Below are 12636 nucleotides of genomic sequence, written 5' to 3'. Positions count from 1 at the left end.
AAGCGCTAGGAATGCCTTAGAATCGGTCATTTTCGGGATGCCCATATGAACCACTCGAAACGACATGGCGAGATCCTGCGGCTGCTGCAGGAAGAGGGAACCGTCACTATCGCCAGCCTGGCCGACCGGTTGGGCGTTTCGCTCGAGACCGTACGCCGCGACGTCAAGCCGCTCACCGGCGACGGCTCGGTTCTGAAGATGCATGGCGCCGTCGGCCTGCCGTCGATGGTCGGCGAAGCGCCGTTCGAACGGCGCATGCGCGAGCATGCCGACGCCAAGCGAAGCATTGCCCGCGCGGTCGCGGCCACCATCCGCGACGGCGAATCGATCATGCTCGACACCGGCACCACGACCTCGTTCCTGGCGCGCGAACTGCTCGGCCACCGGCGCCTGACGGTCGTCACCAACTCGTCCGACATCGCCCGCACCCTGGCCACCATCAACGGCAACAAGGTCTATATGGCCGGCGGCGAGCTGCGCAGCGATTCAGGCGCCGCGTTCGGCACGTCGGCCATCGAGTTCGTCAGCCGCTTCTCGGTCAGCCACGCCATCATCTCCACCGGCGCCGTGGATGCGCTGACCGGTGTCATGGACTTTGATCTGGACGAGGCGGAATTCGCCCGCATGGTGCTGTCGCGGGGCCAGCGCTCGCTGGTCGTCACTGACCACACGAAGTTCGGCCGCCAGGGCCTGGTCCAGGTCTGCGGCTTCGACGGCTTTTCCGAACTCGCCACCGACCGCGCGCCGCCGCACGACATAGCCGCGGCACTGGCGCAGGCCGGAGCGCGCCTCAGCGTGGCCGGCGGAAGTTAGCCGAAGACCAGCGACTGGTGGGCGCACACGCCCGCGAAGGTGCCGCCCGACACGGCGAAGGCGATGTTGTGCATCGCGCGTGCCGCGTCACCGGCGGCATAGACGCCGGGAACCGTCGTTTGCTGCCGGTCATCGACTGATATCATCGGGCCGAGCAGGCCGTCCTTGAGGCCGCAGCCGAGCTGTTCGGCCAGCGGGCTCGCCATCGTGTTGCGTGGCGCGGTGAATATCGCCTTGACGCCAGCCTTCCGGCCATCGACGAGATGGACAACCAATCCCCCGGAGCCATCATCGCTCAGTTCGTTGACCGTCGCGGGCTCGAACCTTACATTCCTGCTCTCAAGCGCATGCATCTCGTCGGCATCGGGCTTGATCAGTCCGTTGCCGAACAGCGTGATGTCGCCCCAATCGGAAATCAGTTGCGCCTGATGCATGGACATCGGGCCGGTCGCGAGCACGCCGAGCGGCCCGGTGGAAACCTCGTAGCCGTGGCAATAGGGGCAATGCAGCACGGTTCTGCCCCATTGCTCGGCAAGCCCGGGAACCTCCGGCAGGATGTCGCGCACGCCGGTTGCCAGCACCAGTCGTGCGGCGCCGAATGTCTCGCCGCCATCGGTGGTGATTTCGAAATCGCTGCTGCTGTTGGCAATGGCTTTGTCCGCCCGTGCGGTCGCAAGCCTGGCCGTCGGGTAGGCAAGCAATTGCCGCCTTGCATCGTCCAGGATCGCTCCAGGCGTGCGTCCGTCCTGGCCGAGAAAGCCGTGCGAATGCGCGGCAAAGCGGTTGCGCGGCTGGCCGGCGTCGATCACCAGCACGGTGCGCCGCGCCCGCGCCGCCTGCATGGCGGCGGACAGGCCGGCGAAGCTGCCGCCGATAACGGCAAGATCATACTGCATGGCTGGAAACTCCAACGAGGTCGAAACGACGGCGAAAATCGGCTGTCAGGTCGGCCAGCGTGATGCGGCTGAGCTTCTCCGCCAGCAGCTTCTCGGCCGCGATGCGAAAATCGTCGAGCACGGCGATCACCGCTTGCTCGACGAGACAGCCCGGGCTTTCCGGTTCGGTGCTGAACGGCAGCAGCGTCTCGCCAAGGGCAAGGCTGATCTCGGAAAGTGAAATGTTCTCGGGCGCGCGCCCGAGCAGCCAGCCGCCGCCATGTCCGCGTGACGAGGTGACGATGCCGGCGTCGCGCAAGCCTGCGATGGTCCGGCGCACCACCACCGGATTGGTATGGATGAAGGTGGCAAGCTGCTCGGAGGTCAGAGCCTGCTCGGGCTTCTCGGCCATGTGAACGAGGATGTGCAGAGTGGAGGACAGTCGGCTATTACGCTTCATGTAACTTAGTTAGTTACGATTTGTCGCAATGTCAAACGCACCAGCGGCCTTGCGAGGTTGGCGGCAAGGCTAAACGGGTAAAGCGCGAAAACTCATCCTGAAGCAGGCGCCGCTGGGCTTGCCACCGAGGATATCGATGCGGCCGCCATGGAGATACATGATTTCCTGCACGAGATTGAGGCCGAGGCCGGCGCCATGATCCTGCGGGCGCAGCCGATAGAAGGGCTCGAAGATGCGCTCCCGCTCGCCCGGCGGGACGCCGTCGCCTTCGTCCCGGACCTCGATGATGGCGGGCGTTGCGACGCCGACGGTGATCTTGCCAGCGCGGCCGCCATGCTCGATGGCGTTCTGGACGATGTTGGTGACCGCGCGCTCGATGGCGGTGCGGTCTCCGGTGGCGAAAATCGTGTCCCGTTCCGGCTCGAACGACATTTCGTAACCGGCAGAAAACGCCATCGGCGCGAGGTCGACGATGACGCCGCGCGCGGTCGCCACGAGATCGACCGCTTCGAACGGCGACGCCTGCCGGTCGAGGCGCTGCAGGTCGAGCAACTGGTCGGTCAGCGTCGAAAGCCTGGCCGCGTCCTGCAGCAGCCGTGCCCGCTCCGGTGTCGGCGGCAACGAGGCGAGGCGCGTGTTGAGGATGGCTACCGGTGTCCTGAGCTCATGGGCGGCGTCGGTGAGGAAGCGCTTGTGGCGCTCATAGCCCTTGTCGAGGCGCGCAAGGGCGGCATTCACGGCCTTGACCAGCGGCGTCACTTCCGTCGGCACGTCCTTCAGCGGCAGCTGCACGCCGCGCTGGTCGATGTCGATGCGCTCAGCCTCGGCCGCCGCATGGCCAAGTCCCGACAAGCGCCACGCACCACCCATGGCGTTGCGAACAGCGTGGCCAGCGCCATCAGCCCGGCGAGCGGCAATATGCCCTGCAGGAAGAATTGCGGCGCCTGGCCGAGCAGACGCAGCAGCGAAAGCCCGCCCTTGGTGCCGCTGAAAATCTGGACGTTGCCGGCCATCGTGTCGGTCCAGCGGATCTTTCCCTCCGGCGGCGCGGCTTGTCCGATTGCATGGTCGATACGGGCGTCGCTGATCGTGTCGAGCAGTCCGGTGAAAGGCTGGAAGGTGGGCGGCACGGTCCCCTCTTGCAGCCTTTGCCCTGCTTGTCTCGAATGATGAACCAGAGGTCGGGAACACCCGACCGCAGCTTCGTCAGGTCCGAGGTCTCGCGCAGAACCAACTTGCCGCCGGCATCGCGTGTCACCGCATCCGCCAGCACGTCCATCGTGCCGTCCTCGTAATCGTGCGGGATAAGGCCGGTGGCCAGCATGGCGCCGAGAATGCCGACGATGATCAGGGTCAGCATGGCGCATTGCAGCAAGGCGATGCGCAGCACCAAGCTCCATTTCAGCGAATGCGGGCGCTTGAGGCTCATCGCTTGGCGCTCATGTCGTCTCGCGCAGGAGATAGCCGACGCCGCGAATGCCGTTGATCGTCACCCCGGCATCGGCATCGGCGAGCTTGCGGCGCAGGCGCGAGACATGCGTGTCGAGCGCGTTGGACTGGATCTCGTCGTCGAGGCCGAACACCGCCTCCATCAGCGCCTCGCGCTGCACCATGCGGCCGGTGCGGCGCATCAGAGCCTCCAGCACAAGGAGTTCGCGGCGCGGCAGGCTGAGCGGTTCGGCACGGATCGACGCTTCGCGATGTCCGACGTCGAGCACCAGATCGCCGGCGCGGATGAACTGCGACTGCAGCGGCGCCGGGCGCCTGAGCAGCGCGCGCAACCGGGCAAGCAGTTCCTCGAACGCGAATGGCTTTGCCAGATAATCGTCCGCGCCCATGTCCAGCCCATCGACCTTGTCCGACGTGTCGCCTCTCGCCGTCAGCACCAGCACGGGCGAGGTGTTCCTGGCCGAACGCAGTCTCGGCACCAGCGACAGCCCGTCGCCATCCGGCAACTGGCGGTCGAGCAGGATGGCGTCATAGCTGTCGACGGCAACGAACCCCTCCGCCTCCAGCAATGTGCCGGCGTGATCGACCACCATGTCGTGGCGCTTCAGCGCGGCACGCAGGGCCGAGACCATCTCGGGTTCGTCTTCGACCAGCAAGATACGCATCGACAATCCCTCAGAACACTGCGTCGGGCGCTACCGCGCCAACATTGCGTGAACATGGCAAAGCCGAAGGACTGCGGTCGACAGGCACTTTCTTAGCCTCAGCGAGATTGCGCAATGTCTATGCAACCCAGTCGCGGCAAACAACGCCGGGTCGGCACGAATCGGTCGCGCCGACGTGAAGGCGTCAGGCCCGAATATGCAACAGGTCGGGCCTGACGCTCGAAACCAATGACGCTGAAACGAAACCACGTGGCCACACCAAACTGGTTGGCGTGATGTTGTCCGGGATTGAGGTTACCATGCCCGCAAATGATGCTCTGTCTTTTCTCATGGCGTGGACCGTCGCGCCGTTCAGGGTCGGCTCCGTCACGCCGTCCAGTTCCAGCCTGGCGGCATTGATGACCCGTGACATTGGACCCGAGACCGGACCCGTGCTGGAACTCGGCCCAGGAACCGGGCCGTTCACGAGGGCGCTGCTGTCGCGCGGGGTGAAGGAGGAAGATTTGACGCTGATCGAATCCGATCCGGATTTCGCCGCACTGCTCATGCGTCGTTTTCCTGCTGCCCGGATTTTCGAAATGGACGCCGTCGGTCTGCGCCATCTCTCGCTCTTCCAACGGCCTGCGATTGGCGCCGCCGTCAGCGGCTTGCCTTTCCGGCTGATTTCGCCGCGCAGGACATTTGCCATTCTCGAAGCTGTTTTCGCCAACCTTCGCCCCGGCGCAGCGCTCTACCAGTTCACGCTCGGACGGCGCTGCCCATTCGACCAGTCGCTGCTCGACAGGCTCGATCTCGGGGTTATGCGGGTTGGCCACACCTTTCGCAACTTCCCGCCGGCGACGGTCTATCGCATCGCCAGGCTCAAGACGTCAGGAACCTACGACTGGCGCTTCGCATGACGGGACCATTGTCGGCCATTCTTGGCTTCGGCCTGTTCGGCGTCTTCTGCCTCGCCTTTACCGAGAAGATTCTGCCGATCCCGCCCTCGCATGTGCTGCTGCTGTTCCTCGGCATGACGGCGGCGCCTGACGATGCGACGCTGGCAATCCTGCTTGGCGTGACCACGCTGGCCTCAACGACAGGCTGTCTCGTCTGGTACACTGTCGGCCGCCGGATCGGAATCGATCGCGCCGACAGGCTGGTCGAGCGGTTCGGCAGATATGTCTTCTTGCGCCCCGAGACCTACCGCAAGCTTGGCCAGGCCTATCGCCGCAACCATGTCAGGGTTTCCCTGCTGGCGCAGTTCATTCCGACGGTGCGCAACTATTTGCCGATCGCGGCCGGCGCGCTCTGCCTGCCAGCCTTACCTTTCGTGGTCGCGACGGTAGCCGGAGCCACGCTCTGGAATGCCGGCTTTCTGCTTACAGGCTATGCGCTGCATGGCAGCGGCCAGAGCCCGCTCGCCGTCGGCTTTCGCATCATCGCTATTGTCGTGGCGCTGGAAACGGCGTTCATGCTTGCCTTGCGCTACGGCCCGGCATGCTGGCGGCGCATCCGACCGATGCCGGGCTGAGCCAGGGCCACGCATCCAGCCATGGGATAAGCGTCGCCATCGGCTTTTCTTCGCGGTTGCGGCGGTGTTTAGTCCGGCCATGGCCTTCACCATCCGGCAGTTGCAGTTCTTCATCGCCGTCGCCGAGCAAGGCACGGTATCGCGCGCGGCGCAAAACCTCTCCATCTCGCAATCGTCGGTCACCGAGGCGATCAAGGAACTTGAAAGCGATCTTGGCGTCGAACTGTTCGAGCGCCATCCGCGCGGCCTCAACATCACCCACAAGGGTCACCAGTTCCTGCGTCACGCGACAAAGATTCTCGCCGACGTGTCCGACGCCCGCCGCTCTTTTTCCGGCGAGCAGGCCGTGGCGGGCGGGCGGCTGCAACTCGGCGTCACCTCGCTGGTCGCCGGCTATGTGCTGTCGGATCTGCTCTCACGCTACCGCCGCGCCTATCCCGGCGTCGAGGTCTCGGCCATCGAGGACAATGGCGACTACCTCGAACATCTCCTGATCGGCGGCAAGCTGGACATTGCCGTCATGGTCACCTCCAATTTGCGCGACCGCACTGCACTGCAATCGGAAATCCTCGAAGTCTCGGCTTACCGGCTGTGGCTGCCGCTCGGCCATCCTCTGGCTGGCGCCGACATTATCGGCATCGGCGATATCGCCTCCGAACCGCTGATCATGCTGACCGTTGACGAGATCGAGGAAAACACCGGCAAGCTGCTGACGGCGATCGGCGCCAGGCCGCATGTCGCCTTCCGCACCCGTTCCGTGGAGGCCGTTCGCAGCCTCGTCGCCACCGGGGCCGGCGTGGCGCTGCTGCCTGACCTCGTCTATCGACCCTGGTCGCTGGAGGGCGACCGCATCGAATCGCGCGACATTTCCGGTTCCTTGCCGGTGGTGCAGGTTGGCATGGTCTGGCGGCGGGGATCTGGCTTGGCCGCCGCGGCGCGCGATTTTGTGGGTCTTGCCCAGTCGCAGCGGACGGTGCGCCGCTAGTGTGGTCTGCTCCCGGCGACGCCGCCAGTCTTGCGCTTGCGCTTTGTGGCGGGAACCGGCTCCGCTTTGAAAGGCCCGAGCGGAGCAACCTCGAAGCGGCCGGCGCCGGCAAGCCTGACGGCGCGGCGAAACGTCGGACACTCCATCGGCCGAGCGGCGGGGCATCGGGCGGCGTGACGCAAAGCCTCCCGGATCGCGGTCAGGCGCTGGATGGTGTGGTCCAGTTCGTTGGCCTTCGCATCCAGGCGCGCCCGATCCATTTTCGGCAGGCCGTCGGGCGTCAGCATCGCGGAAATCTCGTCCAGTGCGAATCCGCCGGCGCGTCCAAGCCCAATCAAGGCGAGCCGTTCCAGGACAGCCGGATCGAACAAGCGGCGCAGGCCGCGACGGCCGGTCGAAGCAATTAGGCCCTTCTCCTCGTAGTAACGAAGTGTCGATGCGGGTACGCCGGTGCGGCGCGACACTTCGGCAATGTCCATATCTTTCATGCTTGACCTCAAGTCGGCTTGAACTCGTAAAGTGATGGCGACGGTTGGTGAGAGCAACAGAAAAGTGAGGTCCGTTATGTCGCGATCCGCACAGCCAAACACACGGCAAGCCGCGCTCTGGAACGACGCCAGCGGAAAGGCCTGGGTCGAAATGCAGCCGATCCTTGACGAGATTCTGGCGCCGTTCGAGCGGCTGGTAGTCGATGCCGGCTATCCCGGGGAAGGGGGCAACGTCCTGGACATCGGCTGCGGCGCCGGCGCGACAACTCTGGCGATGGCGCGTCGCGTCGGCAACAACGGACGTTGTGTTGGGCTGGACATTTCGCAGCCGCTTATCGCTCTGGCGACAGAACGCACGCAGGCGGAAGAGGTGGCAAACGCAAGTTTTGAAGTGGGCGATGCCCAGACGTATGCGTTCGAATCAGGCCGCTTCGACGCTGTTGTCTCGCGCTTTGGTATCATGTTCTTCGATGATCCCGTGGCCGCGTTCTCCAACATAAGACAGGCAGCGAGGCGCGGTGGTAAACTCGCCTTTGTTGCCTGGCGCAGTCCGGCGGAGAATGATTTCATGACGACCGCCGCGCGAGCGGCTGCGCCTTTCCTGCCGACCGCACCCGCGCCAGACCCCGATGCGCCGGGGCAGTTTGCCTTTGCCGACGGCGCCAAGGTGAAGCGGATACTTGAAGCGAGCGGCTGGTCGTCAATCGACGTCAGACAGGCGAACTTACCATGTAAGATCGCCGAAGGGGATCTGATGATGTATGCCACCCGGCTAGGGCCGCTCGCCGCCGCGCTGCGCGAGGTCGACCAGGCGACGGCCGAAAAAATTATCACGGTGTTGCCTGCTGCCTTCGCCCCTTTCGTAAAGGATGGTCAGGCTCGTTTCAACGCCGCCTGCTGGCTGGTGACGGCGCTGGCCTGAGGGAGTATATCGGAAAAACCGATATCGGCCTTCTGATAAATGAATTTGCGAAACCGGGATTTTCAAAGCACCTTCCGTTGGAAGGACCAAAGCTGCCATCAGAGTGGCGTCAAGTCCAACGGACGAGCTGACAAGTTTTTCAGTCCGCGCGTGATCTGGCGACAACCGGAGCGGTTTCAGGATCACGTGCCAAAATGGGAGATCGATAATGCATTCATTCCTGAAGTCGTGCACTGCCTTGACGGTCGCGCTGACCTTCTCCGGTCAGGCCATCGCCCAGGTGAAGGAACTCGGCAAGGGCGAAGGTCAGGTCAACATCGTCGCCTGGCCGGGCTACATCGAGCGCGGCGAGACCGACAAGGGCTATGACTGGGTGAGCGCCTTCGAGAAGGAGAGCGGTTGCAAGGTCAACGTCAAGACCGCCAACACTTCGGATGAAATGGTCTCGCTGATGAACGAGGGCGGCTTCGACCTCGTCACGGCTTCGGGCGATGCCTCGCTGCGGCTCGTCGCCGGCAAGCGCGTGCAGCCGATCAACACCGATCTCATCCCGAGTTGGAAGACGGTGGACGACCGGCTGAAGGACGCGCCCTGGTTCACCGTCGACAAGGTGCACTACGGCGTCCCCTATCAGTGGGGTCCCAACATCCTGATGTACAACACCGAGGTCTTCAAGGAAGCACCGAAGAGCTGGAACGTCGTCTTCGAGGAGATGAAGCTGCCGGATGGCAAGTCCAACAAAGGCCGCGTCCAGGCCTATGACGGACCGATCCATATAGCGGACGCCGCCAATTATTTGATGTTCCACAAGCCGGAACTCGGCATCAAGGATCCCTACGAATTGAACGAGGACCAGTACAAGGCGGCGCTCGAATTGCTGCGCGTCCAGCGCACGCTGGTTGGCCGCTACTGGCACGACGCCGCCATCCAGGTCGACGATTTCCAGAACGAAGGCGTCGTTGCATCAGGCTCGTGGCCGTACCAGGTCAACACGCTGGTCGCCGCCAAGAAGCCGGTCGCCTCGACCGTGCCGGAAGAAGGCGTCACCGGCTGGGCCGACACCACCATGATGGAAGCCGACGCCGCTCACCCGAACTGCGCCTATATGTGGCTCGAGCATTCGCTGGCGCCGAAGGTGCAGGGCGATGTCTCCGCCTGGTTCGGCTCGCTGCCGGTCGTGCCGGCCGCCTGCAAGGGCAACGAGCTGCTCGGCGAGGAAGGCTGCAAGACCAACGGCTACGACAATTTCGACAAGATCAAGTTCTGGAAGACGCCGGTTTCCAAATGCGCCACGCAGAACGACCAGTGCGTGCCCTATTATCGCTGGGTATCGGACTATATCGGCGTCATCGGCGGACGGTAATCGCGCTTTGCTGAGAGCTTGGCGCTGCCCCTCATTGTCCTGCCGGACATTTCTCCCCGTATAGAGACGGGGAGAAAGACGCTGTTATCAATGGTTTCGCCAACTACCAACGTTGCAGAATAAGCGCCAATATCGCGACCAGCTTCCTTCTCCCCGTCACTATACGGGGAGAAGGTGCCGGCAGGCGGATGAGGGGCAGCGCAGACGCTTCAATTGAAGAGCCTGGGACATTGCAGGACACCCCATGATATCAGCCGTTTCCTTTCAAAAAGCCTCGCGCCATTTCGGCAGCGTTCGCGCTGTCGACGCTGTCGATCTCGACATCGCGCCAGGCGAATTCTTCGCCATGCTCGGGCCGTCCGGTTCGGGCAAGACCACGTGCCTGCGTCTTATCGCCGGCTTCGAGCAGCCGACGGCGGGTTCGATCTCGATCTTCGGCGAGCGGGCCGAGGGCGTGCCGCCCTACCGCCGCAACGTCAACACCGTGTTCCAGGACTACGCGCTGTTCCCGCATCTCAACGTGCTCGACAACGTCGCCTACGGGCTGATGGTCAAGCGTGTCGGCAAGGCCGAGCGGCACAAGGCGGCGGAAGAAGCGCTGTCGCTGGTGCGGCTGCCCGGCTATGGCGCGCGCCGGCCCGGCCAGCTTTCCGGGGGTCAGCGCCAGCGTGTCGCGCTCGCCCGTGCCCTGGTCAACCAGCCCAAGGTGCTGCTGCTCGACGAGCCGCTCGGCGCGCTCGACCTCAAGCTGCGCGAAAACATGCAGGAAGAGCTGAAATCGCTGCAGAAGGCGCTCGGCATCACCTTCGTCTTCGTCACTCACGACCAGGGCGAGGCGCTGTCGATGGCCGATCGCGTCGCCGTCTTCAACGATGGCAGGATCATGCAGATCGGCACGCCCGAGGATATCTACCAGCGGCCGAGCACGCGTTTCGTCGCCGATTTCGTCGGCTCCTCCAACGTGCTGCCGCCCGATTTCGTGCAGCGCTATTGCGGCCAGCGCCGCTGGGGCAGCCTGCGCCCTGAATCCATTCGTGTCGGCCGCGCGGCGAGCGGCGAAGGCGTCGCCGCGCGCCTCGTCTCGACCAACTATCTCGGCGCCACGACAAGGCTGGCGCTCGATGCCGACGGGTTGAAACTGCACGCCGTGGTGCCTGCGGGAACGCCCCTGCCGGCCGAAGGTGAGGCGGTCATGCTCACCTTCAACCGCGAGCATCTGCACCTGATGGACGAGCCGGTATGAGCCTCGACGCTACCATGCCGCGTGCCACGGCGCCCGCCATCCTGCCCGGCAGCGGCGGCATGCGCGGTGCGCTCTCAGACCTCTTCTGGCGCCGGCCAAAAGTCCTGCTGCTGCTGATGCTAGTTCCGCCAGTGCTGTGGCTCGGCATCGTCTATATCGGCTCGTTGTTCGCGCTGCTGGCCCAGAGTTTTTTCTCGATCGATGAGTTCTCGGGCCTGATCAATCGCCAATTCACGCTGAAGACCTATGGCGACCTGCTCCAGGCCGCCAATCTCGACATCATCCTGCGTACGGTGACGATGGCCGCACTGGTCACGCTTGCCTCCGCCATAATCGCTTTCCCGATCGCCTACTATGCGGCGCGCTATGCGCGCGGCCGCTGGAAGGCGCTGTTCTATCTCGGGGTCATGCTGCCGCTGTGGTCGAGCTATCTGGTCAAGATCTATGCCTGGAAGCTGATCCTGGCCAAGGAAGGCATCCTCACCTGGCTGCTCGCCAAGCTCAACCTGTTGTGGCTGCTCGACGCCTGGCTGTCGCTGCCGGTGGTCGGCGGCAATTCGCTGTCGGTGTCGTTCACCGGCACTTTCATCGTGTTCGTGTATGTCTGGCTGCCGTTCATGATCCTCCCCGTTCAGGCAGCCCTGGAGCGGGTGCCTGGCAATCTGGTCGAGGCCTCGTCCGATCTCGGTGCTTCGCCGGGGCAGACATTCCGCAACGTCTTGTTCCCGCTGGCGCTGCCCGGCATCGTCGCCGGTTCGATCTTCACCTTTTCGCTGACATTGGGCGACTACATCATCCCGCAGATCATCGGCACCTCGCGCCTCTTCATCGGCCAGGCCGTCTATTCGCAGCAAGGCACCGCCGGCAACATACCGCTCGCCGCCGCCTTCACCGTGGTGCCCATCGTCATCATGGGTTTCTACCTCTGGGGCGCCAAGCGCATGGGGGCTTTCGATGCGCTCTGACCGTGGTCAATCCGCTCCCCTCGGCCTGAAGATCGCCGCCGCCAGCGGCCTGCTCTTCCTGCATCTGCCGATCCTGCTGATCTTCGTCTATGCTTTCACGACGGAAGAGAAGAGCTTCGTCTGGCCGCCGCCCGGGCTGACCACGCAATGGTTCGCCGTCACCTGGAACCGGCCCGATGTCTGGGAAGCGCTGTCGCTGTCGGTGCGCGTCGCCGCCATCTCGACCGCGATCGCGCTGCTGCTCGGCACGCTCTGTGCCGCCGCAGTGTCACGGACGAAATTCTTCGGCCGCGAGACGATCTCGCTGCTGGTCATCCTGCCCATCGCGCTGCCCGGTATCATCACCGGTATCGCGCTGCGCTCGGCCTTTGCGCTGGCCGAAATCCCGTTCTCGTTTTGGACGATCGTGCTCGGCCACGCCACTTTTTGCGTGGTCGTCGTCTACAACAACGCGGTCGCTCGTTTCCGCCGCACCTCCGGTTCGATGATCGAGGCCTCGATGGATCTCGGCGCCGATGGCTTCCAGACCTTTCGCCATGTCGTGCTGCCCAACATCGCCACCGCACTGCTCGCCGGCGGCATGCTGGCCTTCGCCCTCTCGTTCGATGAGGTCATCGTCACCACCTTCACTGCCGGCCAGCAGCAGACCGTGCCGATCTGGATGCTGGAGGAACTGATCCGCCCGCGCCAGCGCCCGGTCACCAATGTCGTGGCCATGGTGGTTGTGCTGGTGACGCTGCTGCCGATCCTGGTTGCCTATTACCTGACCCGCGACGGCGACCAGATCGCCGGTTCGGGCAAATGAAAGTAGTGAGTAGTGAGTAGCGAGTAGTGAGTAGTGAGTAGTGAGTAGATTTGGTCCGCTCTTTAACTACTCACTACTCACTAGTCACTA

Annotated in this window: 13 protein-coding genes and 1 pseudogene; 9 read left to right on the top strand and 5 right to left on the bottom strand. The window is 63.9% G+C overall.

Annotation, left to right across the window (positions count from 1 at the left end; translation table 11 throughout):
- The first annotated feature begins 45 nt into the window (after positions 1-45).
- A complete protein-coding gene (locus LB557_RS17745) occupies positions 46-813 on the top strand; it encodes a DeoR/GlpR family DNA-binding transcription regulator (RefSeq protein ID WP_224641666.1) in 768 nt (255 codons plus the stop codon).
- Here the strand turns inward: LB557_RS17745 and LB557_RS17740 are convergent.
- The 4 genes and pseudogenes from LB557_RS17740 to LB557_RS17725 form a co-directional block, all read right to left on the bottom strand.
- Positions 810-1709 (bottom strand): NAD(P)/FAD-dependent oxidoreductase, encoded by a 900-nt coding sequence (locus LB557_RS17740; RefSeq protein ID WP_224641668.1) that lies wholly within the window; start codon positions 1707-1709, stop codon positions 810-812. The genes LB557_RS17745 and LB557_RS17740 overlap by 4 nt on opposite strands.
- Positions 1699-2148 (bottom strand): RrF2 family transcriptional regulator, encoded by a 450-nt coding sequence (locus tag LB557_RS17735; RefSeq protein ID WP_140786980.1) that lies wholly within the window; start codon positions 2146-2148, stop codon positions 1699-1701. Before LB557_RS17735 ends, LB557_RS17740 begins: the two co-directional genes overlap by 11 nt.
- Before the next feature lie 69 nt (positions 2149-2217).
- Positions 2218-3577: pseudogene (locus tag LB557_RS17730) on the bottom strand (sensor histidine kinase).
- A gap of 10 nt (positions 3578-3587) precedes the next feature.
- Positions 3588-4262, bottom strand: a complete 675-nt coding sequence (locus tag LB557_RS17725; protein WP_140614873.1) for a response regulator transcription factor — start codon at positions 4260-4262, stop codon at positions 3588-3590.
- 299 nt (positions 4263-4561) lie between these two features.
- Between LB557_RS17725 and LB557_RS17720 the strand changes: the two genes are divergently transcribed.
- From LB557_RS17720 to LB557_RS17710, 3 genes are all read left to right on the top strand, one after another.
- Positions 4562-5161 (top strand): class I SAM-dependent methyltransferase, encoded by a 600-nt coding sequence (locus LB557_RS17720; RefSeq protein WP_224641670.1) that lies wholly within the window; start codon positions 4562-4564, stop codon positions 5159-5161.
- On the top strand, positions 5158-5775 hold the full coding sequence (locus LB557_RS17715; RefSeq protein WP_224641672.1) for a DedA family protein: 618 nt from the start codon (positions 5158-5160) through the stop codon (positions 5773-5775). Before LB557_RS17720 ends, LB557_RS17715 begins: the two co-directional genes overlap by 4 nt.
- Before the next feature lie 79 nt (positions 5776-5854).
- Positions 5855-6760, top strand: a complete 906-nt coding sequence (locus LB557_RS17710) for a LysR substrate-binding domain-containing protein (RefSeq protein WP_015314134.1) — start codon at positions 5855-5857, stop codon at positions 6758-6760.
- Here the strand turns inward: LB557_RS17710 and LB557_RS17705 are convergent.
- Positions 6757-7248 carry a helix-turn-helix domain-containing protein gene (locus LB557_RS17705; protein WP_140614870.1) on the bottom strand — a complete coding sequence of 164 codons (492 nt, stop codon included), beginning with the start codon at positions 7246-7248 and terminating at the stop codon, positions 6757-6759. The two genes, LB557_RS17710 and LB557_RS17705, sit on opposite strands and share 4 nt — an antisense overlap.
- A 76-nt stretch (positions 7249-7324) precedes the next feature.
- Here LB557_RS17705 and LB557_RS17700 point away from each other — a divergent pair, with 76 nt between their 5' ends.
- The 5 genes from LB557_RS17700 (at position 7325) to LB557_RS17680 (ending at position 12546) form a co-directional block, all read left to right on the top strand.
- Positions 7325-8170, top strand: a complete 846-nt coding sequence (locus LB557_RS17700; protein ID WP_224641674.1) for a class I SAM-dependent methyltransferase — start codon at positions 7325-7327, stop codon at positions 8168-8170.
- 208 nt (positions 8171-8378) lie between these two features.
- Complete coding sequence (locus tag LB557_RS17695) at positions 8379-9533, top strand: ABC transporter substrate-binding protein (RefSeq protein WP_015314131.1); 1155 nt, start codon at positions 8379-8381, stop codon at positions 9531-9533.
- Positions 9534-9777: 244 nt separating this feature from the next.
- Positions 9778-10776 carry an ABC transporter ATP-binding protein gene (locus tag LB557_RS17690; RefSeq protein ID WP_224641676.1) on the top strand — a complete coding sequence of 333 codons (999 nt, stop codon included), beginning with the start codon at positions 9778-9780 and terminating at the stop codon, positions 10774-10776.
- Between the two features lie 14 nt (positions 10777-10790).
- Positions 10791-11741 (top strand): ABC transporter permease, encoded by a 951-nt coding sequence (locus tag LB557_RS17685; protein WP_181171059.1) that lies wholly within the window; start codon positions 10791-10793, stop codon positions 11739-11741.
- The gene (locus tag LB557_RS17680; protein WP_224641678.1) at positions 11731-12546 is read left to right on the top strand and encodes an ABC transporter permease; all 816 of its coding nucleotides are present in this window, start codon (positions 11731-11733) and stop codon (positions 12544-12546) included. The genes LB557_RS17685 and LB557_RS17680 overlap by 11 nt, the downstream gene beginning before the upstream one ends.
- Positions 12547-12636: the final 90 nt, after the last annotated feature.

Source organism: Mesorhizobium sp. BR115XR7A, assembly GCF_020165315.1.
In the GTDB taxonomy this organism is placed as follows: Bacteria; Pseudomonadota; Alphaproteobacteria; order Rhizobiales; family Rhizobiaceae; genus Mesorhizobium; species Mesorhizobium australicum.
Note: the sequence above shows the minus strand (reverse complement) of the source record. Positions and strands in the feature narration are given on the sequence as shown.

Excerpts from the sequence above, each read along its gene's own strand:
- LB557_RS17745 (WP_224641666.1), top strand. The coding sequence starts at position 46 with ATGAACCACTCGAAACGACATGGCGAGATCCTGCGGCTGCTGCAGGAA.
- LB557_RS17740 (WP_224641668.1), bottom strand. The coding sequence starts at position 1,709 with ATGCAGTATGATCTTGCCGTTATCGGCGGCAGCTTCGCCGGCCTGTCC.
- LB557_RS17735 (WP_140786980.1), bottom strand. The coding sequence starts at position 2,148 with ATGAAGCGTAATAGCCGACTGTCCTCCACTCTGCACATCCTCGTTCAC.
- LB557_RS17725 (WP_140614873.1), bottom strand. The coding sequence starts at position 4,262 with ATGCGTATCTTGCTGGTCGAAGACGAACCCGAGATGGTCTCGGCCCTG.
- LB557_RS17720 (WP_224641670.1), top strand. The coding sequence starts at position 4,562 with ATGCCCGCAAATGATGCTCTGTCTTTTCTCATGGCGTGGACCGTCGCG.
- LB557_RS17715 (WP_224641672.1), top strand. The coding sequence starts at position 5,158 with ATGACGGGACCATTGTCGGCCATTCTTGGCTTCGGCCTGTTCGGCGTC.
- LB557_RS17710 (WP_015314134.1), top strand. The coding sequence starts at position 5,855 with ATGGCCTTCACCATCCGGCAGTTGCAGTTCTTCATCGCCGTCGCCGAG.
- LB557_RS17705 (WP_140614870.1), bottom strand. The coding sequence starts at position 7,248 with ATGAAAGATATGGACATTGCCGAAGTGTCGCGCCGCACCGGCGTACCC.
- LB557_RS17700 (WP_224641674.1), top strand. The coding sequence starts at position 7,325 with ATGTCGCGATCCGCACAGCCAAACACACGGCAAGCCGCGCTCTGGAAC.
- LB557_RS17695 (WP_015314131.1), top strand. The coding sequence starts at position 8,379 with ATGCATTCATTCCTGAAGTCGTGCACTGCCTTGACGGTCGCGCTGACC.
- LB557_RS17690 (WP_224641676.1), top strand. The coding sequence starts at position 9,778 with ATGATATCAGCCGTTTCCTTTCAAAAAGCCTCGCGCCATTTCGGCAGC.
- LB557_RS17685 (WP_181171059.1), top strand. The coding sequence starts at position 10,791 with ATGCCGCGTGCCACGGCGCCCGCCATCCTGCCCGGCAGCGGCGGCATG.
- LB557_RS17680 (WP_224641678.1), top strand. The coding sequence starts at position 11,731 with ATGCGCTCTGACCGTGGTCAATCCGCTCCCCTCGGCCTGAAGATCGCC.